Origin of the sequence: Streptomyces sp. NPDC046712 (assembly GCF_040645695.1) — a bacterium.
Classification (GTDB): Bacteria; Actinomycetota; Actinomycetes; order Streptomycetales; family Streptomycetaceae; genus Streptomyces.
The window spans coordinates 267,921-293,970 of the sequence record NZ_JBEYYW010000005.1 but is presented as its reverse complement, the minus strand read 5'-3'; the positions used below and the strand labels follow the sequence as shown (position 1 = coordinate 293,970).

The window sequence follows — 26,050 nt, the reverse complement described above, 5'->3', positions numbered from 1 at the left end:
CCCTCTTTCCGGCCACGTTTTCGGCCTCGAATTCGCGTTCGCTTCCGTTCACGCCCCTGCGTGTGCCATGACCGTCGACGTGACTGTCCGTACGACCGGAACCACCCCACCCACCTGCGCGAAGCTTGATCGGTATCGTGAGGCCCCGGGCTCCCGCGCGGAGAAGGCTGAGGCACCGGTTGCGGTCGACGCCCGGTGCGAGGACGGATGGTGTTCTGTGGAGGGTTCCTTGGACGGGTCACGTGCCGTTCCCACTGCGGCGACCGTGTGTGTCATCGGTGCGGGCCTGTCAGGGCTGGCGACCGCACACGCTCTCTCGGTCAGGGGAATCGACTTCGTCTGCCTGGAGAAGTCACCGGACGTCGGAGGGATCTGGCGCCGGGCGGGGGCCGGCGAACGGGGCCCGGCCTATGGGTCGCTGCATCTGAACACCGCCAAACAGCTCACCGGCTACTCGGACTTCCCGATGCCGGACGAGCTGCCCCTCTACCCCAGGCACAGCGACGTCGCCGCCTATCTGCGGTCCTTCGCCGAGTGGGCCGGACTGCTGCCCCGTATCGAACTGCGTACGGAAGTGGTCTCCGTACGGCAGGACGCCGACGGTGTCTGGACGGTCATCAGCCGGGACGCCCTAGGAGAGGAGTCGGAGCGGCGTTTCGAGCAGGTGATCGTCGCCTCGGGCCACAACACGGAGGCGGCGCTGCCGAATCCGTTGCCGCCGGGCGCCGACTCCTTCGCCGGAAGGATTCTCCATTCGATGGACTTCCGCGACGGCAGCGACTTCGCCGGGCAGCGGGTCGTCGTGGTGGGCATGGGAGCGTCGGGGGTGGACATCGCCTCCGACCTCTCCCGGCATGCCGCGCAGACCGTCCTGTCCGTCCGCCGGGGGCTGCACGTCGTGCCCAAGCAGCTCTTCGGCATGTCCGTGGATCTGATCGCCGACGCGCCGTGGTGGAACGAGATGTCCTTCCCCGAGCAGCGGAGCTTCGTCGAGCAGGCGCTGCTCGTGGCTCGGGGGAAGCTGTCGGACTACGGCCTGCCCGAGCCCGACCACGCCATCTTCTCCTCGGCCGTGACCATCTCGGACGAGATCCTCAGCCGCATACGGCACGGCGCGGTGATCCCGAAGCCCGCGATCGACTCCCTCGACGGCCGCCGGGTGGCCTTCACCGACGGAACCTCGGTGGAGGCGGACGCGATCGTGTACTGCACCGGATTCCGCATGGCCTTCCCCTTCCTGCCCGCCGGGTGTCCGGCGGGCCCGCGGCGGGGGGCGGTCGAACTGTACAAGCGCGTTGTCGCAGCCGACCGGCCCGGCCTGTACTTCGTCGGTCTGATACGTCCCGTGGGCTCGATCACGCGCCTTGTGGAGGCCCAGGCCAGGTGGGTGGCACGGATCGTCGACGGCGACGTCACCCTGCCGTCCGCGGATGTCATGCGCGAGGAGATCAGCACGTACCTGACTGGTATCGAGGAGCGCTACGGGCGGTCCGAGGGTTCCTCGATCCAGGTGGACGTCGGCCCCTACCTGCGGGAGCTGCGGGAGTTGCAGGACGCGTGACCCCGGGCGGCGGGGAGCCTCATGAGTGGACGACCTCCGGCCGAGGAGCCGGTACGGCCACGGTGGCCGGCGGCCTGACCTCGTACGCCTCCGAGGAGATGTACGCGTTCATCCGCGGCGGCCGGCCCTGCTGGTGGACGAGTCCCAGGTAGGCGATGAGCCCCACGCCGTCCTGGAGCCGGCGCGAGGTGACGGCGGACAGGGCCCGGACGAGCGGAGCCGGGTCCATGCCGTGGCGGCGGAGCACGGCCACCGCCCGGTCGAGGGCCTCCCCGTCGTGGCGGGCGTAGTCGCGGACCGGGATGTGCAGGGTGAACCCGCTGGGCAGGCCGGTCCGGCTCTCGGTGAAGGCGTGGCAGCTCAGGCCCGGCCGGCGGTCGAGCGGCACATCCGGGTGGTCGAAGCCGTCGGCTTCGATGTCGTGCCCGGCCGCCGTGCGGAAGAACCGCTTGATCTCCGTCCGTCGGGGGCCGCCGTCCACGCGGGACAGACCGGCCGCGTCCGCTGCCGTCAGCTCCTGGTGCGCGAGGTAGACCTTCACGCGGGGTTCTTCCCAGTCACCCAGATCCAGGGCGAAGAACAGATGGCGATCGCCCTCGGGCAGTGCCGCGAACGCCTGGCGGTGGCCGAGCCGGCGCAGCGCCTCACGCACCGTGTCGGCGGAACGTTCCTGCCCGGACGCCGCGGGGTTCAGGTACACCTTGGCCTTGGGGACCCCGCCGGGGACCAGCTCCAGCGCGCACCAGAGCGCCAGCGGGCCCTCGGGCTCGGGAGGGAAGAACAGGTCCTCGAGCTCGTCCAGCCGCTTGGTGTCGAATCCCCATCGCCGCGCCATCTCGTGGACCACCCGCAGTCCGACGCGCCCGTTCTCCGCCAGGCTGCCGGCGCCGTACCCGGGCTCCAGCAGCACCCGCAGCGTCGGGCCCGCGTCCGGGACGAAGGCGAGCGAGTACTCCACCGGCGTGTGGTCGTCGGAGAGGAAGGAGCGCTCGGGCGGCAGATCGAGCGGCCGCTCGGCGGCGGGGCCCAGCGCGGTGAGCAGCGTCTGCGCGTACTCGGCGGAGTCGGCTCCGCTCAACCCCACGGCCTCGCACAGCCGCAGGACCTGTCTCGCCGCGTGACCGCCGAGCGTCTCCGTACTGCGCCTGAGCGCCCAAGAAGATACCCGCCCGGATGGGCGGGTATCGAGGGGGCCGAACTCGATGGGACCTTGCATGAAACCGGCGTCGGTGGATATGTGCTCCACGACACCTCCTTAGCCTCGTAAGCACGCCAGAACAACGCGGTGCTCACTACCCCCACGGCTGATCATTCATGCGATGGCGGGGAAGCCAAGGGGAGTTGCGTCCATCACTTCGCCAGCCAGTTGAGGAACTGGCTCCACATTCCGCCGCGTTCGCGCCTACGGCCCGCCTCGGACGTCTGCGGCTGCTTGGACGCCTCCGGACGGGCCTCCGCGCCGGTCCGGCGCACGGTCTCGACCGCGGTGAACCGGGCGGGCAGCGTGGTGAGGCCCCGGTTGAACGGGCCCGGGCGCCAGACGAGGCTGTCCTCCGGGACGGACAGTTCGACATCGGGGAGCTGGTTGAGCAGGTTCTCGATGGCGGTGACGGTGATCTGCCGGGCAGGCTCCTTGGACGGGCAGGCGTGGGGGCCCGCGCTCCACGCCAGATGGGACCGGTTGCTTCCGGCCTGGCGTGCGGCCGTCAGCTTCGGCCCCGAGTTGGCGGCCGCGAAGCTGACCAGCACGAGATCGCCCGCCCGGAACTTCTGACCGGCGAACTCCATGTCGGCCGCCGGGTAGTGCGCCGCGTAGTTGGCCATGGGCGGGTTGTCCCACAGGGTGTCGTCGAGGGCCTCGTCGATCAGGCCGCCCCCGTCGGCGTACCGGTCGTGGGTGAGCAGCCGGTGAAGCGTGTTGCCGATGAGGTTGCCCAGCGGGTCGGTGCCCGCGCCCAGGAGCAGGGCGACCTGATGGACCATCTCCTCGTCGGTCAGCTTCGCCTGATGCTGCATCAGCCAGGAGGTGACGTCCTCGCCCGGCCTGGCACGCTTGAGCGCCACCAGCTCGCCGACGGCACCGAACAGGACCTCGACGGCCCGTTCGGCGTTGATGCCGTCGAACATGCCGGTGATGCCGAACAGCACCCGGTCACCGATGTCGGCGGGGCAGCCGAAGAGTTCGTTGAACACGAACAGCGGCAGCTGCCTGGCGTAGTCACCGAGCAGATCGGCGGAGCCACGCGAGCCGAACTGCGAGATGAGGTACTCGGAGACCTGCTCGGTGGTCCGGGTCAGCTTGCGCGCGTCGACGCGGGCCATGCTGTCCGTGATCGCCTGGCGCAGCCGCAGGTGCTCGGCCCCGTCGCTGAACATGCTGTTGGCCCGGTACGCCAGCGCGGGCACGACCGGGTTGTCCGGACTGATCAGGCCTTCGGCGAGGTCCCGCCAGCGGCGGGCGTCCTTACGGAAGGAGCCCGAGTCCTGCAGGAGTTGCAGGGCGGTCGCGTAGTCGGTGACGAGGGTGGCCTCCACCCCTGGAGCGAGCTCCACGGGTGCGGTGGGGCCGTAGTGGCGCAGATAGGAGTAGTACGCCTGGGGATCTGCCGCGAACTCCGGCCCGTACAGCGGCACCCGGGCGCCGACGTGGTGGGCGGGGCACCCGGGCGGGGGCACGGGAGCGGTGGGTTGAGCGTCCATGTCTGGTCCTAGTGAGCGCGGTCCAGCAGATGCCGGACGAGTGTGATCAGCGCGTCGGCGGACGACTGTTCGTCGCGCGCGTCGCAGGTGACGACCGGGGTGTCGTCGAGCAGGTCCAGTGCCTCGCGCAGCGCCCGTTCCTCTCGGTCCGCCGTGCCGTCGAAGCGGTTGACGGCGATCGCGTAGTCGAGGCCGTACTGTTCGATCAGGTCGATCACGGCGAAGGAGTCCGCCAGCCGCTCGGGGTCGACGAGCACCAGCGCGCCGAGCGCACCGCGCGCCATGTCCTCCCACATCTGAACGAAGCGCTGCTGACCGGGCGTTCCGAACAGGTACAGCACCACGCGGTCGCTGATGGTCAGTCGGCCGAAGTCCATGGCCACCGTCGTGGTGGTCTTGGTCCGGACTCCCTTGAGGTCGTCGAAGGACTCGCCGGCGCGGGTCATCGTCTCCTCGGTGGACAGCGGAGGGATCTCCGAAATCGCACCGATGAAGGTCGTCTTGCCGACGGCGAAGTGACCGACGACGAGGATCTTCACGGCGATCTGCGTCGCCCCGCCACGGACGTACGCCTGTTCATCCAAATTTGGTGCGTAGCCCATTCAGCACCTCCTCGAGGATGTCCCGGTCGGCGAGCGTGGCACGCTGCACGGGCGGACGGGTGATGAGGTAGCCGCCCTCGGTGAGCGCCGAGAGGAGGATCTTCACCACACCCATGGGCAGCCGGGTGTGCCCCGCGATCTCGGCGACCGAGAGGTAGCCGGCGGTGCACAGCTCCAGCAGACCCTGTTCCTCGGGCGAGAGCCGGGTCGGCCGCTGCTGGTGGTCCTCCACCGCGGTGACCAGGGTGATCAGGGACAGCTGCTCCTCGTCGGGCAGGCCGCGTCCCTTGGTGATGACGTACGGACGCACTAATTCCGCGGCCTCGGGCTCCCGTTCGTCGAAGCCGCTCATGAGCGCACGCCGAGGTTCTCGCGCGGCGGCGTCGTCAAGGCCTTGCCCAGCTGGCCGACGAGCTGCTGCATCCGGAACGTGATGTCCTGCATGTCGACGTCCGGCGAGGCCGAGACGCCGAGATACGCGCCCTCCCCGGCGGAGATCAGGAAGACCCAGCCGCCGTCGAACTCGACCAGCGTCTGGCGCCACCGCAGGTGGCCCCCGTCGACGAAGAACCCGAGCGAGCGGCTGAGCGACTGCACGCCGCTCATCGCGGCGGCGACGGTGTCCGCGTTGTCCTTGTCGAAGTCCTTCGTACGGGCCATCAGCAGACCGTCCGCGGAGACCAGGACCGCGTGGAGCGCCCCGGGTATCTCCAAGGCGCTGTCAAGCATCCATGACAGATCGTCGTTCACGAGACCTCATGCCCTTCGCTGCTCGCATCACGTGTGCTGCTCGTCTGATCCGCCGCGTCCGAGCGCGTGGCCCGTCCGGATTGCGTGCCTCGCTGGAAGGCCCCCATGATCGCCGCGGTTTCCGCACCGGAGCGGGTGGCCGCGGGCGTGGTCGTGCTGCCGGGCACGATGGCCATCGGCCGCTTGCGGCGGCGCTTCGGCAGACCGTCGGACGTCGAGGACGCGGTCAGCGCGGATTCGGGGCCGCCCGGGTCCGTCGCGGCGACGGCGGCGGCGGGGGCGGCGGGCGCCGGGACCTTCTTCTCCGGCATGCCGGTGAGCAGATCGTGCGGCAGGAGGAGGACCGCGCGGACGCCTCCGTACGGCGAACTGGAGTCCACGGACACCTCGAAGCCGAAGCGCTCGCAGAGCACGCCGATGACGGCGAAGCCGAACTGCGGAGGGCTGCCGAGCCCCGAAACGCCGGAGACCCGCTCGGTCGACAGGAGTTTCGCGGCCCTGGCCCTCTCCTCGTCATTCATGCCGACGCCGGCATCGTCGACGACGATGCAAATGCCCTTGGGGACGGTGCGAATGTTGATTTCGACCACGGTGTCCGGGCTGGAGTAGCTGGTGGCGTTGTCGAGCAGCTCGGCGAGAGCCAGCGCCACCGGTTCGACGGACCGACTGGTGATACCGAAGTCGACCTGCGAAAGGATCTCCACGCGCCGGAAGTGACGGACCCTGCCCTGCGCGCTGCGGACCACGTCGTAGACCGAGGCGATCTCGCGCTGGCGCCCCAGCCAGCCGTCACACAGCACGGCGATGGACTGAGCACGCCGTCCGAACTGGGAGTTCGTGTGGTCGATCTCCAGAAGGTCCTGGAGAATGACCGACTCGCCGTATTTGCTCTGCAGGCCGGAAATGACCGACTGCTGTTCGGCGGCGAGGCCCTGAAGTGTCCGCATCGCGGACTTGAGGACCGATTTCGTCGCGTCCTGAGCTCGTTCTTTCTCGGCCTCGACGGATTTCGAGAAGCTGCTCTCCAGCTCGGTGTAGTGGGCTTTGATCTCCTCGATCTCACCCCGTAGAGCCCGCGCCGCCCTGCGCTGGCGAACAATGACGGCGACCGCGCCGAGGACGGCGACGAGAAGGGCCCAGAGCACTGGGTTCTGTGCGTAATGCGTCATAAGACTCTCTTCAGGCGACTGACGGCCAGCTGCTGAATTCCGTCCATGCGGGTGGACCGACGGGCCGTCCGAACCTGGTCATTGTTCGGATGGCCACCGTCGTCGGAGATGTCGTCTTCGCCCATCCCCCACCCCGCAAGCGGAATGATCGTATCACCGGGCGACGAACAGGTGACCGATCGTCAACAGGGGGGTGTGCGGTGGGCATTGACCGATAAGGGGAGGCCGCGACGGAAGTCGCAGGCCGCGCCGCGTGGGGAGTTCACGACCGAGCAGCGCACGCAGCGTGGGAAGTTCACGAACTTGTAGGAGACGGCCGGGAATTGCCCTGGAGCAACGGGGGCGTACCGGGTATTTCGCGCTGGCGGGTGAGCTTGCGGGCGAACGGCCTGCGGGCCGGGCTGCTGGCGGGCCTGCGGGCGCGGCGACGGGCGGGCGAGCGGGCCGGGCGACGGGCTTGCGGCCGGGCTGCGGGCGGGCCTACGGCCCCCGGCCATGACGTCTTGGCCGGGGGGGCGGAACCGCGGGTGTGGTCAGTGGGCCGCGGCTCGATGGCCGGGCGGGGCGGTAAGGGGGCAGCCCCGCAGCTCACGGCGGCCGGTCGCGCGACGTCCGAGGCGGCTCGCCAGGTTCGTACAGGACCCCGGGGCTAAGGGCTGTTTCGTCGATCAGGCCGGATCAGGGACCGACGACAACACGGCGAGGCGCGGTGCCAGGCGTCGCGAGCCCGGCATGATCCCCCTACCGCTCGCCCGCGAGGTCGAGATCGTCCTGGGCCGCCTGGGCCTGGGTCTGCCCCTTGGGGCGGCGCCACGGGCGCGCGATGGGTGCGGAGACCCCTCGCCACCACGGGTCCGCGGGGAGCTTCCCCGAGGGCTCGAAGGGCTCGCCGGGACGGGGGGACGCGACGGCCTGGCCGGCCTCCGCCGCGGCGTCGTTCGTCCACTCGCCGGGTTCCGCCCACGCGTGCGGGGCCAGGTTGAAGGTGCCCCAGTGGATCGGCAGCAGCACGCCGTGCGGGCGGCCGCCCTGGAGATCGAGATGGGCCCGCATGCCCTCGGCGGGCGTCATGTGGATGTCGGGCCAGTACTCGCTGTACGCCCCGATCTGGATCATGGTCGCGTCGAAGGGGCCGTGCGCGGCGCCGATCTCGGCGAAGCCAGGGAAGTAGCCCGTGTCACCGCTGTGGTAGATCCGGTGGTCCGGGCCCGCGACGACCCAGGAGGCCCAGAGCGTGTGCTGGGTGTTGCGCAGACCTCGGCCGCAGAAGTGCCGGGCGGGGGTCGCGGTGAGCCGCAGCTCACCGATCTCGGTGGACTCGTTCCAGTCCAGCTCGCGCAGCCGCGAGGCCGGCACACCCCAGCGCTCGAGATGGGCTCCGACGCCCAGCGGGACCGCGAAGACCGTGTCCGTGGAGGCCAGGGCCTTGATCGTGGGCAGATCGAGGTGGTCGTAGTGGTCGTGCGAGATCACGACGACGTCGACCGGGCCGAGGGCCGCGAGCGGCAGCGGCACGGGGTGCAGCCGCTTGGGCCCGGCGAACGCGAAGGGCGAGCAGCGGTCGCCCCAGACGGGATCGAAGAGGACCCGGTGGCCGTCGATCTCGGCGAGGACGCTGGAGTGCCCCATCCAGGTCAGGCGGAGCCCCGAGACCGGAGGCTTGGCGAGGTCGGCCAGCGTGGTCGGGTGAACGGGGATGGTACCGGTGGGGGCCCGACGCGCCCGCGATTCCTTCTCGAAGTAGATCTTGGCGAACTCGACGGTGGATCCGGACGGCCGGGTCCGGGCGGACACGGGGTTCCGGAAGACGCCGTCGGCGAAGTTCGGCGAGCGCCGGATGCGCTCCATGCGCTCCCCGGCCGGGTCGGCGCCGAACGCCTCGGGCCGCAGGGCGCGCAGGCGGGCCCGAAGCGAGTAGTCGGAGCCGGTGCCGGTCACGGGGCCTCCTGGTGGTCGGTGTCGTTCCATTATGGGCGGCCCGCCAGGTTCCTCGCCGGGGAGATGAGTGATACTGAACAGCTGTTCAGTACCGCCGCCATTCCCGGAGTGTTCCCATGAGCGCCGCCCCCCTGCTGTCCGTCGGCTGGACCGACCACGTGACCGGCCGCCGCGGCCATCTGGTCGTCGACCGGCTGGTGCGCGGGGTGGCCAGCGGCGGGCTGCGGATGCGCGAGGGGTGCACGGCAGAGGAGGTCGCCGGGCTCGCCCGTGGCATGACCATGAAGGAGGCCCTGCACTACGACCCGAGCAGCCGGTACGTCCCGCTGGGCGGCGCCAAGGGCGGCATCGACTGCGACCCGCGCTCCCCCGAGGCGTACGGCGTGCTGGTCCGCTACCTGCGGGCGATGCGCCCGTACATCGAGCGCTTCTGGACCACGGGCGAGGATCTGGGGCTGACGCAGGACCTGGTCGACCGGGCGGCGGCGGAGGCCGGGCTCGTCTCCTCGATCCAGGCGGTGTACCCGCTCCTGGACGACGAGGAGGCGGCCAGGCGGCGGCTCGCCGACGCCTTCGCGGTGGAGGTGGACGGGATCGGCCTTGACGAGCTCGTGGGCGGCTGCGGGGTCGCCGAGTCGGTCCTCGTGGCTCTGGACCGGGCCGGGCGGCCGTACGCCGGGACCCGGGTCTCGGTCCAGGGTCTGGGAACCATGGGCGGTGCCACCGCCCGCTTCCTGGACCGGGCCGGGCTCACCGTGGTCGCGGTCGCCGATGTGAAGGGGACGATCGTCAATCCGGACGGCCTCGACGTCGAAGCGCTCCTCGCGGCCCGCGACGCGCACGGGACCGTGGACCGCTCGGCGCTGCGGCCCGGGGACCGGGAGGAGGCGGGCGACGCCTGGCTGTCGGCCGAGGCGGACGTGCTGGTCCCGGCTGCCGTCTCGTACGCGATCGACGCCGAGGCCCAGGGGCGGATCCGAGCCCGGTGGATCGTCGAGGCGGCGAACATGCCGGTCCTCCCCGAGGCGGAGGAGCTGCTCGCCGCGCGCGGGGTCGTGGTGCTCCCGGACGTCGTGGTCAATTCCGGCACCAACGCCTGGTGGTGGTGGACGCTCTTCGGCGACATCGGGGCGGACGCGGACGAGGCCTTCGCACACACCCGGCGGGCCATGCGGTCCCTGGTGGGCCGGATGCTGGACCGGGCGGAGGCGGACGGAAGCACTCCGCGCGCGGCGGCGCACGCGCTGGTGGAGGAGCGGCTGCCGGAGATCGCGGAGCGTTACGGCTGGTACTGACGGCACCGCCCGGGGCGGCCCGGCGGGCCCGCATAAATGATCATGCCCGTGTCATGTGCTGTGTAGGCTGACCGACGTGGCGAGAGTGCGGTTGAGCGTGGCGGAGCGGCAGGAGGAACTCCTCCGGGCCGCCGTCGAACAGATCGAGGCACGGGGAGTGGCGGCCGTCAGGATCGCCGATGTGGCCTCCGCGCTCGGCGTCAGCAACGCGCTGGTGCTCTACCACTTCTCGACCAAGGAGAAGCTCGTCGCCGCGGCCTTCACCTACGCCGCCGAGGCCGACCTGGCGCATCTGCGCCGTCTCCTCGGGCGGCGGACCACGGCCCTGCGCCGGCTGCGTGCTGCCGTCCGCTGGTACGCCCCTACCGGGCAGGCCAAGGGCTGGCGGCTCTGGATCGAGGGCTGGGCGGCCTGCCTGCGGGATCCGGCGCTGCGCGAGGTCGCCGGGGCGCTCGACCAGCAGTGGAAGGCCGCCCTGACCCAGGTGATCGCCGAGGGCGCGGCGGCCGGCGAGTTCCCCTGCACGGACCCGGCCGCCGCGGCCTGGCGCCTGACCGCTTTCCTGGACGGGCTCGCCGTACAGATGACCTCGTACGCCGGATCGCTCTCCCGCGCCGCGATGCTGGAGTGGGCCGACGCCGCCCTGGCCCGCGAACTCGGCCTGCCCTCGCTGGACGGCACGGCGCCGGAGTCCGCTCAGCCCTAGCCGACGCGGTCGTCCGTCGCCCGTCATCCGTCGTCGGCCCTCGGTCGCGGGCCTCTTGTCGTCCGTCGTCGGGCGTCAGTCGTTCAGCCTTCGGTCAGAGCAGTTCGTACACCGCCGTGACCGTCACCTGCTCCTCGATCTCGCCGGGGGCCAGGGGGGCCTCCGGAGCGTCTGCGGGCATTCCGGGGGCGGCTCCGGCGCCGGGGCGGACGCTGTCGCCCTCGGTCAGGGACACGAGCCGGCCGAGTCGGTGCCCGCTGAGCCTCGCGTGCTGGGCGGCTTTGTCGTGCGCGTCCTTGTGGGCGATCTCGCGGGCCTTCGCCCGCAGCGCGCTCGGGTCGGCGACGTCGAAGGCGACGCCGTTGACGCGGCCCGCGTCCCCCGCGGCGTCGGTCACCGCCCCGATGACCTGGCCCGCCCTGTCGACGTCCCGGATCTTCGCGGAGAAGCTCTGGGAGGCCTGATAGCCCGTCACCTTGCTTTCCCCGTCGGCGGTCTGGGCGTAGACCGGGGAGAGGGACAGGCTGTCGGTACGGATGTCCCGGTCCGCGACGGACTGCTTCCGCAGGGCGGCGAGCAGAGCCTCCGCCGCGGTGCGCTGGGCGGCCATCGCCTCCTTGGCTGTCTTACGGGTCGCCTCGACGCCCACCGAGAGAACCGCGAGGTCGGGCGCGGCGGCGGCCCGGCCGGTACCGGTCACGGTGAGCGTCGCCGGAGCCGTGGCGGTCGCGGTGGTCGGGGGTGCCGCTGCGTCGGGGCCCACGGCTAGCGCGGGCGCCGCAGCCCCGAGCGTCAGCGCGCCGAGCACCGTGCCCAGGGCGATCGCCCGGCCGAGCGGGCCGACGAGCGGGCGGACATGGAACGGCGAACCGATGGGTTCGGCCAGGAGTTGGCTGCTCGGGAGATGACTGGTCCTCACAGGCGTTCCTTTCGGGGGTCGCTGTGGTGCGGTCGCTGCCGGAGAGCCGCCCGGCGTCGCGCACATCCCAACACCCCCCGGCGCTCCCTCCCGCGCGCCACTCCTGCCCCGTCACCCGCTCAGGTCTGGACGAGAGGCTCGTACACCTCCGACGCCAGCCCGAACGTCCAGGCGACCCCCTGCCGCGCGGTCCGTGTCTCCGGTGGCACTCGCAGCCAGTAGGTACGGAAGGTGCCGTCCGGTTCCGGGGTCGCGTTGACCACCTCGACCATGGCCACATCCTCGTCGTCGGCCAGTTCGATGCGCCACAGCACGCCGGTCTCGTCCCGGTCCACCGGCCGGGCGCCCGACTCCGCCAGATACCGGTCGTATCCGAAGTACTCCAGCATCACGCGCCGAAGCTCGGCGTTCTCCTCGGCGCGTATCCGCTCCGGGGTGAGCCCGTCGAGCCCCGCGAGGAACTCCGCGGGCACCGACATGCCCCGCCAGGCGTACAGCGCGAAGCCGTCGCCGTAGGCGAGCGCCGGGCCGTCGCCCCGGTCCAGGCGTCCGGCCTCGTCCCGGTGCAGCTCGGTGGGGCGTTCGCACAGGACGACCGCCTTCTCGTACGGCCACCACCAGCCCGCGTGCTCGGCGACCGCGGCGAGCCCGCGGAGGCGTTCGCCACGGCCGTCGAAGGCGGCGAGCCAGGCCGCGTCGTGCTGGCCGAGGACCGCGTCGAGCAGCACCTGGCGCACGGCCGCGGCTTCGCCGGGCGCCACGGCGAGGTCGTCCACGACGGCGGACCGTATGCGGTCGGCGAGTGCGCGCGTGGTGTCCCAGAGCCGGGCCCCGGTGCTCGTCCACAGGGTGGTCCAGCCGCCGGGCCCGAGCTCGTCGTGGGCCCGTCGCCGCTCCTCGGCCCAGGGTCGGGTGCGGACCTCGTCGCGCACCGAGCGTCCCGCGTCGGCCAGTTCGCGTACGAGCGTCACGGCCGCCCGGGGCGAGTCCGCCCAGACGATCCGCTCCGGCGCCGCCAGCCCGGCCGTGCGGTAGGCGAGCCGTACCCCCGCCTCCGCCGCCGCCCGGTCGGCCGCCCCCGTGGCGGCCGCGACGGCCCGCCACCTGTCCACCGTCGTCGGTGTCCCGTTCATCTCTTCCCCCTGTCAGTCCGCGACGATCCGGTACGCACCCGGCGTGTACTCCCGCTGTCGCACCACCCGGTACCAGCCCTTCGGCAGCGGGATCGGGGCGTGCTCCTCGTGCACCACCCGTCCGCCCGTGGGCAGTTCGAGCAGCAGGGGCCCGAAGGGACCGGGCTCGCGCACCAGTCGGCCCGGGCCCGGGATCGCGTGGGCGTGCCCGGTGACCTCGCCGAGCGCGAGGACCAGCCGGCCCCTGGCGTCTCTCGGCTCCCCCGCCGCGCCCTTCACATGCGCGGGCACCGCGCTGTCCGTGACGGGCACGATCAGCACGTCTCCCTGCCGGTACATGGCTCTCCCCTCCGTGGTGAACACGCCGTGCGTCGACCACCCCTTCGACGCTAGAGGCAGCCACTGACAACGGCCTCCGGCCGCCCCCGGCGCGCGGCGTTGTCGGTGCGGCTTGGTACAACTGCTCGCGTCAGCCGATCAACGCCGTCCGGTGTCTGGAGCCCTCATGACCATTTCGGGATATCTGCAGGAGCTGAACGGCCTGCCCTCGTTCGCATTCCCGGACCGTGACTCCAACGTCGAACTGCCGGACGCCGCCTCCGTGGCCTGGCGCGTCTCCGCCCCGACGTACGGCGACCCCGACGACGAGCAGTGGGAGCAGGTCTTCGCCCGCTTCCTCGCGGACGTCGACACCGCCCGGGTCCGTGCGCTGATCGTCGGTGGCTGGAGCGAGGCGTACGACACCTCGTCCGCGGCGATCGTCGCCGCCCTCGTCGCGGCCAAGGACCGGCTCCCCGCTCTCGAGGCGGTCTTCCTCGGTGACATGGGCTTCGAGGACTGCGAGATCTCCTGGATCCAGCAGTCCGACGTGACACCTCTGCTCGCCGCCTACCCGGACCTGCGGGAGTTCGGTGTACGCGGAGGTTCGGGGCTCGCCTTCCCGGCGGTCCGGCACACCGGGCTGCGCACTCTCGTGGTGGAGTCGGGCGGTCTCGGTGCCGGGGTCGTGCGCGGCATCGCGGGCAGTGACCTGCCCTCGCTGGAGAAGCTGGACCTGTGGCTCGGCACGGACGAGTACGGCGGTGACTCCGCGGTCGCCGACCTGGAGCCGCTGCTCGCCGGCACCGGGTTCCCCGCCCTGCGCCATCTCGGGCTGCGCAACAGCGTCATCCAGGACGAGATCGCCGCCGCCGTGGCGGGCGCCCCGGTGGTCGCCCGGCTCGAGCGCCTCGACCTGTCGATGGGCACGCTCACCGACGAGGGGGCCGAGGCGCTGCTCGTGGGGCAGCCGCTCACCCATCTCACGCATCTCGACCTCTCCCACCACTACCTGTCCGAGAAGATGAGCGAGCGGATCGTCGACGCCCTCACCCCGCACGGGGTGACGGTCGACGTCGACGACGCGCAGGAGCCGGAGGACGACGGCGACGGCGAGATCTATCGGTACGTCGCGGTCGCGGAATGACGCAGTCCCCGCCCCTCGCGCACCCCCGCCTCGTCGTGGTCGGCAATCCGGGCAACCGCCGGGTCGCGTTCTTCCGCGACGCGGTGCGGGCCGCCGGGCTGCCCGACGCGCGGGTCGAGCCCTGGCTCGACGTCCTGCGGGGCGGGGCCGTGTTCCACCCGGGCGAGACGGTCCGGCTGGAGTCGCCCGGCGAGGACCCGGAGGTCGACCGGCTGCTGCGCGGCACGGACGACCCGACCCGGGTCGAGGGCACGGGCCGCTGGTACGAGGCGTTCACGGCCGCCACGGCGCGGCTCGCCCGGAGCGTCGGCGACGCCGGGGCGGTCCTGGTCGACGACCCCGACGAGCTGGCGGTGCTGTTCGACAAGCGGCTCGCGCATGCCCGGCTGCGCGAGGCCATGGTCCCGGTGCCGGACTCGCCGACGTCCGGCGCGGACGCCCCGCCCGTGGCCGGCTGGGCGGACCTCCGTTCCCTGATGGCCGCCTCCGGGCTGCGCCGGGTGTTCGTGAAACTCGCCCATGGCTCGTCCGCCTCGGGGGTGTTGGCCCTGGAGACGAACGGCGCCGGCCGGGTGCAGGCCACGACCTCCGTGGAACTCGCCCCGGACGGACGGCTCTTCAACTCCCTCCGGGTGCGCCGTTACACGACGGAGCGCGAGGTCGCCGCCGTCGTGGACGCGCTCGCCCCCGACGGGCTGCACATCGAGCGCTGGTTGCCGAAGGCGGCCCAGGGCGGCCGCGCGGCCGATCTGCGGGTGGTGGTGACCGCCGGCCGGGCCACCCATGCCGTCGTCCGGACCAGCCGCTCGCCCATGACCAATCTCCATCTGGGCGGCGCCCGGGGCGATCTGGGCGCCGTGCGCGCGGCCGTCGCCGGAGCGGGCGGCCGGTGGGCGGACGCGCTCGACGTGTGCGAGCGGGCCGCCGCCGCGTTCCCCGGCACGCAGTGCGTCGGTGTCGATCTGCTGCCGGGCGCCGGCTGGCGCCGCTTCGCCGTCGGCGAGGTCAACGCCTTCGGCGATCTGCTCCCCGGGCTCACCGGCCTGCCGGGCACCGGCGCGGAGGGTCTGGACACCTACGCGGCCCAGGTCGCCGCGCTCAGCCGCGCCGGCAGCGCCCGGACCGCCCCCAGCACGACCCGGACCGCCCGCACCACCCTCAGCTCCCCCTCCCCTGACAGCTCCCGCACCACCCGCACCACAGGAACGAGCACCGCGTGAACGAGCCGCCCGCACCCGACATGAACGAGATCGTGGGCAGCCACGATCTCCTCCTTGTCACGCTCGACACCCTCCGGTACGACGTGGCGGCGGAGCTCGCCGCCGCCGGCCGCATCCCCCACCTGGCCCGGCACCTCCCCGGCGGCCGCTGGGAGCGCCGGCATGCCCCCGGCAGCTTCACCTACGCCTCCCACCAGGCGATCTTCGCGGGCTTCCTGCCGACCCCGGCCACCCCCGGCCCGCACCCGCGGCTCTTCGCCGCACGGTTCGCGGGCAGCGAGACCACCGCGGACGGCACCTTCGTCCACGACACCCCCGATCTCGTCTCCGCTCTGGCGAAGGAGGGCTACCGCACGGCGTGCATCGGCGGGGTCGGCTTCTTCAACAACCAGGCGCCCCTCGGCTCCGTCCTGCCGGGCCTCTTCCAGGAGAGCCACTGGGAACCGGGCTTCGGCGTCACGTCCCCCACCTCCTTCGAGTCCCAGGTGACCCGCGCCGAGGAGATCGTCGCCTCGCTCCCGCACGAGCAGCGGCTCTTCCTCTTCGTCAACGTCTCCGCGCTGCACCAGCCCAACTGGTTCCATCTGCCCGGCGCGACCCGGGAGGCCGGGGACAGCCGGGCCACGCACGCGGCGGCACTGGAGTACGTCGACCGGCACATCGGCCGCCTCTTCGCCGCCATGAGCAGGCGCCGGAACTGTTTCGCGATCGTCTGCTCCGACCACGGTACGGCGTACGGGGAGGACGGCTTCACCGGTCACCGGCTCGGCCACGAGGTCGTGTGGACCGTTCCGTACGCGCACTTCGTCCTGGCCGGCCCGGAGCGGGAGGCGGTCGCATGACCGAGGTGCCACGCCCGTACCAGAGCTATGTCTACGCCTACCCGCACAAGACCGCGTACCGGCAGCTCCCCGACCCCGCGCCCGATCTCGCGGCGCTGTGGGCGGGCGAGCCGAAGGACACGCTCTCCCTCTACGCGCACATACCGTTCTGCGAGGTCCGCTGCGGCTTCTGCAATCTCTTCACCCGGATCGGCGCCCCGGACGAGCTGACCACCCGCTATCTCGACGCGCTCGACCGCCAGGCGACAGCGGTGCGGGAGGCGCTCGGCGACGCCGGACCGGTCCACTTCGCCACGGCCGCCTTCGGCGGCGGCACGCCCACGTTCCTCACCGCCGACGAGCTGACACGGCTCTGCGACATCGCGGAGAAGCGGATGGGAGCGGACCTGCGGGCCGTCCCGCTCTCCGTGGAGACCTCCCCCTCGACGGCGACCGCCGACCGGCTCGCGGTGCTGGCCGAGCGGGGCGCCACGCGGCTCAGCATCGGTGTGCAGAGCTTCGTCGAGGCCGAGGCCCGAGCCGCCGTACGCCCCCAGCGCCGCGCCGATGTCGAGGCCGCGCTCGCCCGTATCCGGGACACCGGCGTCCCCGTCCTCAACATCGACCTGATCTACGGGATCGACGGCCAGACCGAGCGCACCTGGACCCACTCCCTCGACGCGGCGCTCGCCTGGGCGCCCGAGGAGCTCTATCTCTATCCCCTCTACATCCGCCCGCTCACCGGTCTCGGCCGGCTCTCGCCCACCGCGGACCGGGACTGGGACGAGCAGCGGTTGCGGCTCTACCGCCACGGCCGGGACCATCTGCTCGCCCGGGGCTACGAGCAGGTGTCGATGCGGATGTTCCGGCGCGCGGACGCCCCGCCGCAGGGGGCCGACGACTACGCCTGCCAGACCGACGGGATGATCGGCCTGGGCTGCGGGGCCCGCTCGTACACCTCCTCGCTGCACTACTCCTTCGACTACGCCGTCGACATGAGGGAGGTCCGCTCGATCATCGACACCTACACCGGGACGGATGACTTCACGCGGGCCCAGGTGGGCCGGTGGGTCGACGCGGACGAGGCCCGCCGCCGCCATCTGCTCCAGTCCCTCCTCCAGGCCGGGGGCATGTCGACGGCCGGGTACGAAGAGCGCTTCGGCTCCTCGCCGTTCGTGGACTTCCCTGTCGAACTGGGCCGGTTCGAGGCGCTCGGCTGGCTTGATCCGACGGCCCCCGCCGGCCTGCTGCGGCTCTCCCCCGAGGGCCTGGCCCACTCGGACGCGCTCGGTCCCGCACTGTTCTCCCCGGCCGTCCGGGCGGCGATGGCTGCCTACGAGCCGAAGTAGCGGGGTGACGGCATGGACCTGACGATCCTCTACCGGGGCCCGCTCGCCTCCTGCGACTACGACTGTCCTTACTGCCCCTTCGCCAAGCGCCGCGACAGCCGCGAGCAGTTGCGCGCCGACCGGGCCGCACTGGAACGGTTCTCCGCCTGGGCGGCCGCGCAGACCGGCGACCGGCTGAGGATTCTCTTCACCCCGTGGGGCGAGGGCCTGGTCCGGTCCTGGTACCGGCGTGCCCTCACCGAGCTGTCACACCTCCCGCACATCGAGCGGGTGGCGATCCAGACCAATCTGAGCTGCCGCACCGACTGGCTGGCCGAGGCCGACCCCACGACCCTCGCGCTCTGGTGCACGTACCACCCGGGGCAGACGCCGTACGACCGATTCCTCGCCAAGTGCCACGAGTTGGCCCGCCGGGGCACGCGTTTCAGCGTCGGGATCGTCGGCCTGCCGGAGCACCGGGAGCACGCCCGGCGACTGCGGGCCGAGCTCCCGCCCCAGGTCTACCTCTGGGTGAACGCGGCCGAAGGGCACACGTACACCGACGAGGAGGCCGAGGGCTGGACGGCCCTCGACCCCCTCTTCCCGTACAGCCGCCATCCGCACCGCTCGGCCGGTCTCCCCTGCCGGACCGGCGAGTCGGTGATCTCCGTCGACGGCGACGGAACGGTACGGCGCTGCCATTTCGTCAGGGCGGAGCTGGGTCGGCTCTACGACGGTTCATACCGTGCCGCCCTGCGTCCGCGCGCCTGCCCCCTCGCCGTCTGCGACTGCCACATCGGCTACGTCCATCTGGAGACGCTGCCGCTGTACGACGTGTTCGCCGGCGGTGTCCTGGAGCGGATCCCCGAACGGATCCCCGCACCCGAACCCGCACCGAACCCCGTATCGATCCCCGTCGTGCTCAGAGGGGCATGAGGTCCGGGCGCTTCGCCTCCACGTGGTCGCCCGAGCTCTCGCCCCGCAGCCGTCGCCCGATCCACGGCACCAGGTACTCCTTGGCCCAGTGGATGTCGTCGCGCCGCACGTCCAGCGTGTTCCTCGGCGGCAGCGGCGGCCAGGGCTGGTCCGGGTCGGCGGGCACGTCCATGCCGAGGACCTGGGCGGCACGCAGCGCGACCCTGGTGTGACCCTCGGGCGAGAGGTGCAGCCGGTCGTCGTCCCAAGCCCGCCTGTCCTGCACGGACTTGAGCGACCACAGGTCCAGGACCGGGCAGCCGTAGCGGTCCGCGATGGCCCGGACATGGGCCGTGTAGGTGGCGATCTTGCCGCGCAGGTGGCGCAGCACGGGTACGTCGCGGGTGTCGAAGCCGGTCGTCACCATGACCGTGCCGACGGCCGAGGTCAGCTCGGCGACGGCCCGCTCGAAGCGCTCGGCGACGTCGTCGGGGTCGCTGCCGGGGCGGATGATGTCGTTGCCGCCCGCGCAGAAGCTCACCAGGTCGGGGGCGAGTTCCTTCGCGCGGGGCACCTGTTCCTCCACGATCTGGTCGAGGAGGCGGCCGCGTACGGCCAGGTTGGCGTAACGGAATGCGTCGTGCTCCGGCAGCTGGTCGGCGAGCAGCACCGCGAAGCGGTCCGCCCAGCCGAGGAACTTCCCGTCGGGCCCCGGGTCTCCGACGCCCTCGGTGAAGCTGTCACCGATCGCCGCGTACGACCCGAATACGTGCATGTCTCTTGATCTCGAATCGTCTGCCACGGGAGCTCATCTTTCCCTTACATGTGTGACCTACGCGACCGTAAGGAGGGGTTGACGCCTGGTGAGATACGCCACCGTTCAAGATTCTGCCAAGCCGGAATACGGAAAGCCCGAAGGGGCCCGGCACAGGTGCCGGGCCCCTTCGGGGTGCTGAGCGTGCGTCAGATGCCGACGCCGTGCGAGCGCAGGTAGGCCAGCGGGTCGATGTCCGAGCCGTAGCTCGGTCCGGTGCGGATCTCGAAGTGCAGGTGCGGACCGCTGGAGTTGCCGGTCGAGCCGGAGAGGCCGATCTGCTGACCGCCGGAGACGGTCTGACCGGCGGAGACGGAGAGGGAGGAGAGGTGGGCGTACTGGGAGTACGTGCCGTCGGCGTGCTGGATGACGACCTCGTTGCCGTACGCGCCGCTCCACCCGGCGGAGTGGACCGTGCCCGCGCCGACGGCCTTGACCGAGGTGCCGGAGGAGGCGATGAAGTCGACGCCGGTGTGGTAACCGGAGGACCACATGGAGCCGGAGGCGCGGTACGGGGTGGAGACACCGCCGCCGACAGGGGCGACCCAGCCGGAGGACGAGGCCTGCGCGGGGGCGGCCTGCGCGGGGGCGGATTCCACCGTGCTGCGCTCGGTGGAGCGCGAGCTGCGCGACTCGGCGGCACTGGCGGAGGACTTCTCGGCCTTCTTCGGAGCGGCCTTGGGCGCGGCCTTCGGGGCGGCCTTGGGGGCGGCCTTGGGGGCCGTGGCCTTCGGGGTCGCCTTGGCGGTCGACTTGGCGCCGAGGGTGAGCTTCATGCCGGGGAAGATCAGCGAGGGGTTCTCGCCGACGACCTGACGGTTGTCCTCGTAGAGCTTCTTCCAACCGCCGGCCAGGTGATGCTCGGCCGCGATCTTGGACAGGTAGTCACCGGGGACGACGGAGTACGTCTTCGGCTTCGCGGCGGGCGCGGCGGCAGGGGCGGCGGCCGGAGCCGCGGCGACGGCGGCAACGGCCTGCTCGGGCGTCACGACCGGGGCGCCCTTGTCGGCGGCGTGGGCTCCGGTCGCACCGAGGAGCGGCAGGGCGACGACGGCGCCACCGGCGCCGGCGGCGACGAATCCGCGCGTGATCGGGTTGACCTTGGGACGGCGATGCTTACCCTTCGCGGGCATGGCGAATTCCTCTCCGTCGCCTGCGAGGTGAGCTGTCGGGTTCGGACTGGAGATGTCCGGCCGCGTTCTCACGCGACTTCACCCCGAGCCGTCCGGATCTACCGGTTCGGCGTACTTACCTGGGTCCCCCGCTCCTGCCATACGTGGGTGGGTGCGGATTCCGGACGGTGGCAGGATTCGGCGGTCCGACCGGATTGACGGTGACCGTAGACGAGCGGGGTCGAGGCGAACAAGCCGCCATTTTTCATTCGCATTCACGGCCGTGATATTCGCGCCGAATTCCGGTCACCCTCCGTGGATGACGGAACCTCGATGCCCCTTTCCGGTAAGGAGATTGCCCGGAACGATCAGGCACGGTCCGTCACTTTTATGACGCTGCTCACGCACCGAAGCCCATCTCCCCTATTAACAGGGCGCGTTATACCTAAGGGCCCAATTCGGACAGAACACCCATTCCCATGCCCCGGGGGTATGCGGAGCCGAGCCCACCCGGGATGATTGCCCCAGGAACCGATCTCGACCCGCCAACCTTCAGGAGCACTCGTGACGCAGCAGCTGCCGCAGGTCCCGTCGACCGAACCCGAGCTCGCCGGGGTACGCAACTTCCGGGACGTGGGCGGCCTGCCGACCGTGGACGGTGGTTCGGTGCGGTTCGGACGCCTCTTCCGCAGCGGCCACCTCGCGCACGCCACCGAGGAGGACGCGGCCTTCCTCTCCACCCTCGGGCTGCACACGATCTTCGATTTCCGCAATCACGCGGACCGGAAGGTCGAGGGCGCGGACGTCGAACTTCCCGGCGTACGGAATGTGAACATCCCGCTCAACGACCCGGCCGACGGCAAGGAGTTCTGGAAGCTGGTCAGCACCGGCGAGCTGGAGCAGCTCCGCGCCGCCCTGGGTGACGGCAAGGCGGCCGGTCGAATGTCCGATTCGTACCGGAAGATGATTGTCGAGCGGACGGCGGAGCACAGCCGGATCCTGCACGCGATGGCCGAGGACAGCATCCCCGCGCTGATGCACTGCGCGGCGGGCAAGGACCGGGCCGGACTGTCCATAGCCATCTCGCTGCTCGCGGTGGGCGTCGAGCGCGAGGCGATCGAGGCCGACTATGTGAAGTCGAACGATCCGCACCGCCGGTACAAGGTGCGCCGCAGCTCCACCGCCGCGGACGCCATGTCGCCCGAGGTGATGGAGCTGCTCAGCCCGCTCTTCGATGCGCGTCTGGAGTACCTGCGGGCGGCGTTCGAGACGATGGAGCAGACCTGGGGCACGGTCGAGAGCTACCTCTCGGACGGCCTGAAGATCAGCCCCGAGACCCGGGAGCGGCTGCGCGAGCGGCTCGTCGTCGTGGGGTGACCCCTCCCCCCTCCGCTACTGGTTCTGCCCGCCGAGCATGAACAGCAGGTAGAGGAACCCGGCGAAGAGGTGCCCGGCCACCAGATAGGCGAAGAGCCGGAGCACGAGCCCCTTGGGGAACTTGCCCTCGCCGCGCTCCTCGCCGGTGATCGATGCGGACTTCTCGGACATATCTGCCCCTTCCGAAGGGCTCAGCGCAGATGGGGGGCTCCGTCACCGAGGCACAGCTCGGCGGCGGGGCTCTGCATCAGCGTGTGGACGAAGAGCAGCTCGGCCCCGTCGCGGTCGGCGGCGCCGATGCGGTGCGGGGTGAGCGAGTCGAAGTGCGCGCTGTCTCCCGGGTCGAGTACGTGCACGGCGTCGCCGAGCGCGAGCCGCACCCGTCCGTCGAGCACATGGAGCCACTCCTCCCCGGGATGGACGCGCACGATGTCGGCCCGGGTGGCGTACGGCACGTGGACACGAAGCGCCTGCAGGGCGCGGCCGGGGCCGCCGGCCTGGCGGTAGATCCAGCCGTCGGCCTCGACGGGCTCGGACCGGCCCGCCCGGACGATCGGGTCACGCTCGGGCGGAACCTCGCCCAGGAGCTCGGAGACCGTCGTACCGTAGATACGGGCCAGGGCGAGCAGCATGGGCAGCGAGGGCTGCCGGCGGCCCGTCTCGAGCCGGGAGAGATGCGCCGGGGAGAGACCGGCCCGCAGGGCCGCGGCCTCCAGGGTCAGCCCACGGCGCCGGCGCAGGGCGCGCAGCTGGGGCGCGACGTCCGTCAGGACGTCCGGTGCGGCAGGGTCCGGGGACTGCTCCCCGGGGAAGTGCTCCATGCCCCCATTCCGCCAGGATCTTTCCTCTGAGGCAAATTTCTTGCCCCAGAGGCAAAACTCTCCCGCGTCACGCCCTCAGCGCTGCGCCACCGCCTGCTTGACCAGCGTCTTCCCGAAGTCCCACATCAGTCCGCCTCCACCATGGGCATCGTCCATCACGGCCGTGAACGCGGTCACGAAGCGGTCCACGTCCGCGTCGTCGATGATCAGCGGCGGAATCAGCTTGATCACCTCCAGATGGTCCCCCGACACCTGGGTGAGGATCCGGTGCCGCTGGAGCAGCGGCACGACGACCATCTGGGCGAAGAGCCCCTTGCGGGCGGCCTGCAGCATCGTCCACCGGCTCCGCAGGCCGAGCGAGGACGGCCGCCCGAACTCGATCCCGATCATCAGCCCGCGCCCGCGGATCTCCTTCAGCAGCTCGTAGCGCGGGACGAGCTCCTTCAGACGCGCGGACAGCAGCCCGCCCACCCGGCGCACGTGCGCCACCGTCCCCTCGCTCTCCATGACCGAGAGCACGGCGAGCCCGGCGGCCATGGCCTGTGCGTTGGAACCGAAGCTGGCCGAGTGGACGAGGACCCGGTCCATGCTCGAGTAGACCTTCTTGAAGATCCAGTCCTTGCCGAGGGTCGCGCCGACCGGCACATAGCCGCCGGAGAGCGCCTTGGCGACACAGACCAGGTCCGGTTCGACACCGTCCTCGTGCTGGTAGGCGTAGAAGTCCCCGGTCCTGCCGAGCCCCGTCTGCACCTCGTCGGCGATCAGCAGCGCCCCGCGCGCGTGCAGCAGCTCCTGGGCGGCGCGCAGGAAGCCGGGCGGCGCCTCGTGCACCCCCTTGCCCTGGATGGGCTCGACGACGAACGCGGCCACGTCCCCCTTGCGGAGCTCCCGCTCCAGGGCGTCCAGGTCACCCAGCTCGATCGCGGTGTCGGGCAGCAGCGGGGCGAAGCCGTCCCGGAAGCCGTTCTCGCCGTTGACCGAGAGGGAACCGGTGGTGAGGCCGTGGAAGGCGTGGGTGCAGTACAGGACCCTCGGCTTCCCGGTGGCGTACCGGGCGAACTTCAGCGCGGTCTCCACCGCCTCCGTACCGCTGTTGCCGAAGAAGACGCGGTCGAGGTGCGGGCTGTGGGCGAGCAGCTTCTCGGCGAGCAGCCCGGGCAGGGGCTGGCAGTCGAAGCGGGTGAGGTCGGCGAGAGAGGCGTCCAGGACGTCGTGGAGGGCCTTGCGGACCACCGGGTGGTGCCGGCCGAGCCCCATGACGCCGAAGCCGGCGAGCATGTCGAGGTGGTCACCGCCGTCGGCGTCCCAGAAGTGGGCGCCCTCTGCCCGCTCGTAGACCTTGTCGAAGCCGATCGTGTGCAGCATCCGCGGGAGCTGGTGGTTGAGGTACCGGCTGTGCAGCTCGTAGCGCTCGGCGCCGCGTTCGGCGAGCAGCGCCGCGAGGTCGAACTCCTTGGTCATCGCCCCTTCTTCCGGGTCAGTGCCGCGCTGATGTCTCCGGCGATCTCCACCGGGGTGAGCCCCAGATCGGCGAGCACCTCGCCGCGCTTGGCGTGCGCGAGGAACTGCTCGGGGATCCCGTACGTCCGCAGGGGTACGTCGACGCCCGCGTCGCGCAGGGCCTGGCCGACGGCCGCGCCGACGCCGCCCGTGCGGCTGTTGTCCTCGACGACCGCGACGAGGCGGTGCCGCTCGGCGAGCGGGCCGAGGGCCTCGTCGACGGGCTTGACCCAGCGCGGGTCGACGACGGTGCACCGGATGCCGCGCCCGGCCAGCAGATCGGCCGCCTGGAGGCAGGCCTCGGCCATCACGCCGACGGCGACCAGCAGCACCTCCGCGTCCGGCGCCGAGGGGAGGAGCAGATCCATGGAGCCGATCCGTCCCACGGCCGGGACCGGCTCGCCCACGGTCTCCTTGGGGAACCGCAGCACGGTCGGGGCGTCGTCGACCTCGACGGCCTCGCGCAGCTGGGCCCGCAGCTGCTCGGCGTCGCGCGGCGCGGCGAGCCGCAGCCCGGGCACGACCTGGAGGATCGACATGTCCCACATGCCGTTGTGGGAGGCGCCGTCGGTGCCGGTGACGCCGGCCCGGTCCAGGACGAAGGTGACACCGCACTTGTGCAGGGCCACGTCCATGAGCAGCTGGTCGAAGGCGCGGTTGAGGAAGGTCGCGTAGACGGCGACGACCGGGTGGAGCCCACCGGCCGCGAGGCCCGCGGCGGAGACGACGGCGTGCTGCTCGGCGATGCCGACGTCCCAGACGCGGTCGGGGAAGCGCTCGGCGAACTTCGTCAGGCCGACGGGGTGCAGCATGGCGGCGGTGATCGCGACGACGTCCGGCCGCTCGGCCCCGATCTCGGCGATCGCGTCACCGAAGACGGAGGTCCAGGACGGGCCGCCGGCCGGGGTCAGCGGCTCGCAGGTGAGCGGGTCCATGGCGCCGACGGCGTGGAAACGGTCGGCCTCGTCGTCCAGCGCCGGGCCGTAGCCGCGGCCCTTCTCGGTGAGGCAGTGGACGAGCACCGGGCCGCCGAAGCGCTTGGCGCGTGTCAGGGCGGACTCGACAGCTCCGATGTCGTGGCCGTCGACGGGTCCGACGTACTTCAGCCCGAGGTCCTCGAAGAGGCCCTGGGGCGCGAACGCTTCCTTGAACCCCTTCTTGGCGCCGTGCAGCGACCCGTACAGAGGCTGTCCGATGACCGGTGTGTGCTGGAGGACGTCCTTGCCCCAGGCGAGGAAGCGCTCGTAGCCGTCGGTGGTACGGAGCGTGGCCAGGTGGTTGGCGAGGCCGCCGATCGTGGGCGCGTAGGAGCGCTCGTTGTCGTTGACGACGATGACCAGCGGGCGGTCCTTGGCGGCGGCGATGTTGTTCAGCGCCTCCCAGGCCATGCCGCCCGTGAGGGCTCCGTCGCCGATGACGGCGACCACGTGGTCGAGGCGGCCGGACACCTCGTTGGCCTTGGCCAGACCGTCGGCCCAGCCGAGGACGGTGGAGGCGTGTGAGTTCTCGATGACGTCGTGCTCCGACTCCTCGCGGGAGGGGTAGCCGGAGAGTCCGCCCTTGCTGCGCAGCTTGGAGAAGTCCTGGCGGCCGGTGATCAGCTTGTGGACGTAGCTCTGGTGCCCGGTGTCCCAGAGGATGCGGTCGTCGGGCGAGTCGAAGACCCGGTGCAGGGCGAGGGTCAGCTCCACCACGCCGAGGTTGGGGCCGAGATGGCCACCGGTCCTGGCGACGGCTCGGATGAGGAACTGTCTGATCTCCTCGGCCAGTTCGTCGAGTTCGGCTCCGCTGAGCGGCCGGAGGTCGCGCGGCCCCCGGATGTACTCCAGAATCGTCATGCTCGGCCCCCTTCGGCCCGTGGACCCGGCGTCCGGCTGCGCGCTCGGGGAGCCCTGGCAGGGCTC

25 protein-coding genes and 1 riboswitch are annotated in these 26,050 nt (G+C 71.6%); of the genes, 9 read left to right on the top strand and 16 right to left on the bottom strand.

What is annotated here, in order from left to right; all coding sequences use genetic code 11:
• The first annotated feature begins 229 nt into the window (after window positions 1-229).
• Window positions 230-1,561 (top strand): NAD(P)-binding domain-containing protein, encoded by a 1,332-nt coding sequence (locus ABZ939_RS09815; RefSeq protein ID WP_361851172.1) that lies wholly within the window; start codon window positions 230-232, stop codon window positions 1,559-1,561.
• A 19-nt stretch (window positions 1,562-1,580) separates the two neighbouring features.
• Here the strand turns inward: ABZ939_RS09815 and ABZ939_RS09810 are convergent, their stop codons facing one another.
• The 7 genes from ABZ939_RS09810 to ABZ939_RS09780 all read right to left on the bottom strand — a co-directional run bounded on the left by ABZ939_RS09810 (window position 1,581) and on the right by ABZ939_RS09780 (window position 8,750).
• Entirely contained in the window at window positions 1,581-2,645 is a 1,065-nt protein-coding gene (locus ABZ939_RS09810; RefSeq protein ID WP_361851319.1) for a tryptophan dimethylallyltransferase family protein, read from the bottom strand.
• A gap of 266 nt (window positions 2,646-2,911) precedes the next feature.
• Entirely contained in the window at window positions 2,912-4,261 is a 1,350-nt protein-coding gene (locus ABZ939_RS09805) for a cytochrome P450 (RefSeq protein WP_361851170.1), read from the bottom strand.
• A gap of 8 nt (window positions 4,262-4,269) precedes the next feature.
• Entirely contained in the window at window positions 4,270-4,863 is a 594-nt protein-coding gene (locus tag ABZ939_RS09800) for an ATP/GTP-binding protein (RefSeq protein ID WP_361851168.1), read from the bottom strand.
• On the bottom strand, window positions 4,838-5,215 hold the full coding sequence (locus ABZ939_RS09795; protein ID WP_361851166.1) for a DUF742 domain-containing protein: 378 nt from the start codon (window positions 5,213-5,215) through the stop codon (window positions 4,838-4,840). The genes ABZ939_RS09800 and ABZ939_RS09795 overlap by 26 nt, the downstream gene beginning before the upstream one ends.
• Complete coding sequence (locus ABZ939_RS09790; protein WP_355115089.1) at window positions 5,212-5,613, bottom strand: roadblock/LC7 domain-containing protein; 402 nt, start codon at window positions 5,611-5,613, stop codon at window positions 5,212-5,214. The genes ABZ939_RS09795 and ABZ939_RS09790 overlap by 4 nt, the downstream gene beginning before the upstream one ends.
• On the bottom strand, window positions 5,610-6,782 hold the full coding sequence (locus ABZ939_RS09785; RefSeq protein ID WP_361851164.1) for an ATP-binding protein: 1,173 nt from the start codon (window positions 6,780-6,782) through the stop codon (window positions 5,610-5,612). Before ABZ939_RS09785 ends, ABZ939_RS09790 begins: the two co-directional genes overlap by 4 nt.
• Window positions 6,783-7,523: 741 nt before the next feature.
• The gene (locus ABZ939_RS09780) at window positions 7,524-8,750 is read right to left on the bottom strand and encodes an MBL fold metallo-hydrolase (RefSeq protein ID WP_361851162.1); all 1,227 of its coding nucleotides are present in this window, start codon (window positions 8,748-8,750) and stop codon (window positions 7,524-7,526) included.
• An 86-nt stretch (window positions 8,751-8,836) separates the two neighbouring features.
• Here ABZ939_RS09780 and ABZ939_RS09775 point away from each other — a divergent pair, with 86 nt between their 5' ends.
• Together ABZ939_RS09775 and ABZ939_RS09770 are read left to right on the top strand one after the other, a co-directional pair.
• Complete coding sequence (locus ABZ939_RS09775) at window positions 8,837-10,015, top strand: Glu/Leu/Phe/Val dehydrogenase dimerization domain-containing protein (RefSeq protein ID WP_361851160.1); 1,179 nt, start codon at window positions 8,837-8,839, stop codon at window positions 10,013-10,015.
• 76 nt (window positions 10,016-10,091) lie between these two features.
• Window positions 10,092-10,721, top strand: a complete 630-nt coding sequence (locus tag ABZ939_RS09770) for a TetR family transcriptional regulator C-terminal domain-containing protein (RefSeq protein WP_361851158.1) — start codon at window positions 10,092-10,094, stop codon at window positions 10,719-10,721.
• A gap of 94 nt (window positions 10,722-10,815) precedes the next feature.
• Here the strand turns inward: ABZ939_RS09770 and ABZ939_RS09765 are convergent, their stop codons facing one another.
• The 3 genes from ABZ939_RS09765 to ABZ939_RS09755 all read right to left on the bottom strand — a co-directional run bounded on the left by ABZ939_RS09765 (window position 10,816) and on the right by ABZ939_RS09755 (window position 13,112).
• Window positions 10,816-11,640 carry an SIMPL domain-containing protein gene (locus tag ABZ939_RS09765; protein ID WP_361851156.1) on the bottom strand — a complete coding sequence of 275 codons (825 nt, stop codon included), beginning with the start codon at window positions 11,638-11,640 and terminating at the stop codon, window positions 10,816-10,818.
• Between the two features lie 119 nt (window positions 11,641-11,759).
• Window positions 11,760-12,773, bottom strand: coding sequence for a DUF6745 domain-containing protein (locus ABZ939_RS09760; RefSeq protein ID WP_361851154.1), 1,014 nt, complete (start codon window positions 12,771-12,773; stop codon window positions 11,760-11,762).
• 12 nt (window positions 12,774-12,785) lie between these two features.
• Window positions 12,786-13,112: a hypothetical protein gene (locus ABZ939_RS09755; protein WP_361851152.1), complete on the bottom strand. Its 327-nt coding sequence runs from the start codon at window positions 13,110-13,112 to the stop codon at window positions 12,786-12,788.
• 166 nt (window positions 13,113-13,278) lie between these two features.
• On the opposite strand from ABZ939_RS09755, the gene ABZ939_RS09750 reads away from it, so the two are divergent.
• Genes ABZ939_RS09750 through ABZ939_RS09730 form a run of 5 tightly spaced genes read left to right on the top strand, consistent with a single transcriptional unit; the run spans window position 13,279 to window position 18,543 of the window.
• On the top strand, window positions 13,279-14,238 hold the full coding sequence (locus ABZ939_RS09750; protein ID WP_361851150.1) for an STM4015 family protein: 960 nt from the start codon (window positions 13,279-13,281) through the stop codon (window positions 14,236-14,238).
• Window positions 14,235-15,458: an STM4014 family protein gene (locus tag ABZ939_RS09745; protein WP_361851148.1), complete on the top strand. Its 1,224-nt coding sequence runs from the start codon at window positions 14,235-14,237 to the stop codon at window positions 15,456-15,458. The genes ABZ939_RS09750 and ABZ939_RS09745 overlap by 4 nt, the downstream gene beginning before the upstream one ends.
• Before the next feature lie 20 nt (window positions 15,459-15,478).
• Window positions 15,479-16,300: an STM4013/SEN3800 family hydrolase gene (locus ABZ939_RS09740; protein ID WP_361851317.1), complete on the top strand. Its 822-nt coding sequence runs from the start codon at window positions 15,479-15,481 to the stop codon at window positions 16,298-16,300.
• Complete coding sequence (locus ABZ939_RS09735) at window positions 16,297-17,628, top strand: STM4012 family radical SAM protein (protein WP_361851146.1); 1,332 nt, start codon at window positions 16,297-16,299, stop codon at window positions 17,626-17,628. Before ABZ939_RS09740 ends, ABZ939_RS09735 begins: the two co-directional genes overlap by 4 nt.
• A 12-nt stretch (window positions 17,629-17,640) precedes the next feature.
• Window positions 17,641-18,543, top strand: a complete 903-nt coding sequence (locus tag ABZ939_RS09730; protein ID WP_361851145.1) for an STM4011 family radical SAM protein — start codon at window positions 17,641-17,643, stop codon at window positions 18,541-18,543.
• On the opposite strand, the gene ABZ939_RS09725 is transcribed toward ABZ939_RS09730, so the two are convergent.
• Both ABZ939_RS09725 and ABZ939_RS09720 read right to left on the bottom strand, forming a co-directional pair.
• Window positions 18,530-19,297 carry an SGNH/GDSL hydrolase family protein gene (locus tag ABZ939_RS09725; RefSeq protein WP_361851143.1) on the bottom strand — a complete coding sequence of 256 codons (768 nt, stop codon included), beginning with the start codon at window positions 19,295-19,297 and terminating at the stop codon, window positions 18,530-18,532. The two genes, ABZ939_RS09730 and ABZ939_RS09725, sit on opposite strands and share 14 nt — an antisense overlap.
• A gap of 188 nt (window positions 19,298-19,485) precedes the next feature.
• Complete coding sequence (locus ABZ939_RS09720; protein WP_361851142.1) at window positions 19,486-20,469, bottom strand: LysM peptidoglycan-binding domain-containing M23 family metallopeptidase; 984 nt, start codon at window positions 20,467-20,469, stop codon at window positions 19,486-19,488.
• A 4-nt stretch (window positions 20,470-20,473) separates the two neighbouring features.
• Window positions 20,474-20,662: riboswitch (cyclic di-AMP (ydaO/yuaA leader) on the bottom strand.
• A 350-nt stretch (window positions 20,663-21,012) separates the two neighbouring features.
• On the opposite strand from ABZ939_RS09720, the gene ABZ939_RS09715 reads away from it, so the two are divergent.
• Complete coding sequence (locus ABZ939_RS09715) at window positions 21,013-21,825, top strand: tyrosine-protein phosphatase (protein ID WP_361851140.1); 813 nt, start codon at window positions 21,013-21,015, stop codon at window positions 21,823-21,825.
• A 15-nt stretch (window positions 21,826-21,840) separates the two neighbouring features.
• Here ABZ939_RS09715 and ABZ939_RS09710 read toward each other — a convergent pair whose 3' ends face one another.
• The 4 genes from ABZ939_RS09710 to dxs all read right to left on the bottom strand — a co-directional run bounded on the left by ABZ939_RS09710 (window position 21,841) and on the right by dxs (window position 25,984).
• Window positions 21,841-21,996 carry a DUF6126 family protein gene (locus ABZ939_RS09710; RefSeq protein WP_361851138.1) on the bottom strand — a complete coding sequence of 52 codons (156 nt, stop codon included), beginning with the start codon at window positions 21,994-21,996 and terminating at the stop codon, window positions 21,841-21,843.
• Between the two features lie 20 nt (window positions 21,997-22,016).
• Entirely contained in the window at window positions 22,017-22,646 is a 630-nt protein-coding gene (locus ABZ939_RS09705) for an XRE family transcriptional regulator (RefSeq protein WP_361851136.1), read from the bottom strand.
• A gap of 75 nt (window positions 22,647-22,721) precedes the next feature.
• Window positions 22,722-24,107 carry an aspartate aminotransferase family protein gene (locus ABZ939_RS09700; RefSeq protein WP_361851134.1) on the bottom strand — a complete coding sequence of 462 codons (1,386 nt, stop codon included), beginning with the start codon at window positions 24,105-24,107 and terminating at the stop codon, window positions 22,722-22,724.
• Complete coding sequence (dxs, locus tag ABZ939_RS09695; protein WP_361851132.1) at window positions 24,104-25,984, bottom strand: 1-deoxy-D-xylulose-5-phosphate synthase; 1,881 nt, start codon at window positions 25,982-25,984, stop codon at window positions 24,104-24,106. The genes ABZ939_RS09700 and dxs overlap by 4 nt, the downstream gene beginning before the upstream one ends.
• Window positions 25,985-26,050: the final 66 nt, after the last annotated feature.

Coding starts and splice junctions, on each gene's coding strand:
- ABZ939_RS09785 (WP_361851164.1), bottom strand. CDS start 6,782: ATGACGCATTACGCACAGAACCCAGTGCTCTGGGCCCTTCTCGTCGCC.
- ABZ939_RS09795 (WP_361851166.1), bottom strand. CDS start 5,215: ATGAGCGGCTTCGACGAACGGGAGCCCGAGGCCGCGGAATTAGTGCGT.
- ABZ939_RS09710 (WP_361851138.1), bottom strand. CDS start 21,996: ATGTCCGAGAAGTCCGCATCGATCACCGGCGAGGAGCGCGGCGAGGGC.
- ABZ939_RS09775 (WP_361851160.1), top strand. CDS start 8,837: ATGAGCGCCGCCCCCCTGCTGTCCGTCGGCTGGACCGACCACGTGACC.
- dxs (WP_361851132.1), bottom strand. CDS start 25,984: ATGACGATTCTGGAGTACATCCGGGGGCCGCGCGACCTCCGGCCGCTC.
- ABZ939_RS09705 (WP_361851136.1), bottom strand. CDS start 22,646: ATGGAGCACTTCCCCGGGGAGCAGTCCCCGGACCCTGCCGCACCGGAC.
- ABZ939_RS09740 (WP_361851317.1), top strand. CDS start 15,479: ATGAACGAGATCGTGGGCAGCCACGATCTCCTCCTTGTCACGCTCGAC.
- ABZ939_RS09730 (WP_361851145.1), top strand. CDS start 17,641: ATGGACCTGACGATCCTCTACCGGGGCCCGCTCGCCTCCTGCGACTAC.
- ABZ939_RS09735 (WP_361851146.1), top strand. CDS start 16,297: ATGACCGAGGTGCCACGCCCGTACCAGAGCTATGTCTACGCCTACCCG.
- ABZ939_RS09760 (WP_361851154.1), bottom strand. CDS start 12,773: ATGAACGGGACACCGACGACGGTGGACAGGTGGCGGGCCGTCGCGGCC.
- ABZ939_RS09780 (WP_361851162.1), bottom strand. CDS start 8,750: ATGGAACGACACCGACCACCAGGAGGCCCCGTGACCGGCACCGGCTCC.
- ABZ939_RS09720 (WP_361851142.1), bottom strand. CDS start 20,469: ATGCCCGCGAAGGGTAAGCATCGCCGTCCCAAGGTCAACCCGATCACG.
- ABZ939_RS09700 (WP_361851134.1), bottom strand. CDS start 24,107: ATGACCAAGGAGTTCGACCTCGCGGCGCTGCTCGCCGAACGCGGCGCC.
- ABZ939_RS09745 (WP_361851148.1), top strand. CDS start 14,235: ATGACGCAGTCCCCGCCCCTCGCGCACCCCCGCCTCGTCGTGGTCGGC.
- ABZ939_RS09805 (WP_361851170.1), bottom strand. CDS start 4,261: ATGGACGCTCAACCCACCGCTCCCGTGCCCCCGCCCGGGTGCCCCGCC.
- ABZ939_RS09755 (WP_361851152.1), bottom strand. CDS start 13,112: ATGTACCGGCAGGGAGACGTGCTGATCGTGCCCGTCACGGACAGCGCG.
- ABZ939_RS09725 (WP_361851143.1), bottom strand. CDS start 19,297: ATGCACGTATTCGGGTCGTACGCGGCGATCGGTGACAGCTTCACCGAG.
- ABZ939_RS09800 (WP_361851168.1), bottom strand. CDS start 4,863: ATGGGCTACGCACCAAATTTGGATGAACAGGCGTACGTCCGTGGCGGG.
- ABZ939_RS09750 (WP_361851150.1), top strand. CDS start 13,279: ATGACCATTTCGGGATATCTGCAGGAGCTGAACGGCCTGCCCTCGTTC.